This is a genomic window from Chitinispirillales bacterium ANBcel5 (assembly GCA_029688955.1).
In the GTDB taxonomy this organism is placed as follows: domain Bacteria; phylum Fibrobacterota; class Chitinivibrionia; order Chitinivibrionales; family Chitinispirillaceae; genus Cellulosispirillum; species Cellulosispirillum alkaliphilum.
In genome coordinates, this window is record JARUKZ010000100.1 from 1 (window position 1) to 1,588 (window position 1,588).

Here is a 1,588-nt window from a genome sequence, read left to right on the forward strand (position 1 = left end):
CCCTCTCTGACTATATTAATGAGACAAAGTCATGTATTAAATTATAGGTAACATTAGAAGGGCGAAAAAGGACGATACATGATAACACACAAGCATGAAAGTGAGTCGGAACTACCAGAAAGGGAAGGTGGCTTAAGGTCGACGGGAGTCCAAGCCGATTCCAATGCCCAAAAGCCTGACCCTGAGGTTATTCCAAAGAGCAAACGGCGTCGTTTAACACGGGCGTATAAAGAAAAAGTGCTCCGAACAGTTGAAGAGATCAAATCAGATGGCAGCCAGTCAGTTGGAGCTTACCTACGCAAAGAAGGACTCTATTTCTCAGCGTTAAGTAAGTGGTCACGGGAGCTTAAAAACGGCAGTCTCAGGGAGAAAAAAACAGGGCCGAAGCAAAGTAACCGTGAGGCATTGGCTTTGGAAAACAAACAGCTTCGTCGTAAGCTGGAGCAGACAGAGAAAAAGCTCAGGAAAACCGAGCTTATCGTTGATCTCCAAAAAAAACTCTCAACAGTACTGGGGGACGATTTGACCGAGAACTGCGAAAACGAAGAAGAGCTATGATTGAAGAACATGGAAAAGAAATTGGTGTCCGTGAGTTGTGCGAAGCACTGGGTGAATCACGTGCATCGTTTTACCGATCTAGGAAGCCTAAACAGAGTGTTGCCAATCGTGTATCACACCGAAAGCTGACAAAATTAGAAGAGGAAAAGGTACTCGAAACCCTCAATTCTGAGCGATTCTGTGATATGGCTCCAGGTGAAATTTATGCCACATTACTGGATGAGGGGACCTATCTGTGTTCGGAGAGGTCAATGTATCGCATATTGTCCCGGAACAAGCAGAATTACCAGCGACGCCAATCTCCACCACGTCTTTATGCAAAACCTGAATTGCTGGCAACAGCACCTAATCAACTATGGTCATGGGATATAACAAAATTAAAAGGGCCAGCGAAATGGACGTATTTTTACCTTTACAAGATCATTGATGTTTACAGTCGTTATGTTGTTGGATGGATGGTCGAATACAGGGAAACCGGGGCATTGGCAAAAGAGTTCATAAAGGACATATGTGCAAAGCAGGAAATTTTGCCTAATCAGCTTACATTGCATGCTGATAAAGGTAGTTCAATGACATCCAGAACGGTTGGACAATTGCTTGCAGATCTGGGGGTAACCAAGACACACTCCAGACCCCATGTATCAAATGATAACCCTTATTCAGAATCAGCTTTTAAGACACTGAAATACCGTCCTGATTTTCCTCAAAGATTTGGTTCAATTGAGGATGCCAGGGCGTTTTGCAGGATGTTTTTTGAATGGTACAATAATCACCACAGGCATTCTGGAATATCGATGCACACGCCGGTTTCAGTTCATTACAATGAACATGAAAAGATTCAGGTTAAAAGATCAATAGTTCTTATGGAGGCATATTTAAGACACCCGGAGCGCTTTGTAAAAGGGGTTTCGGAACCGAAATCGGTTCCCAATGAAGTATGGATTAACAAGCCTGAAGTAAAAACACAACCGGTGGAAAGGGTAACTTAAGTTTTAAGGTAGATTTGTCTCATTTTTATTGACAGGTTCCG

1 pseudogene is annotated in these 1,588 nt (G+C 43.1%); it reads left to right on the plus strand.

Annotated features, from left to right (window positions below):
* Positions 1-174 precede the first annotated feature (174 nt).
* Positions 175-1,547: pseudogene (locus QA601_18870) on the plus strand (IS3 family transposase).
* The last annotated feature ends 41 nt before the right edge of the window (positions 1,548-1,588 follow it).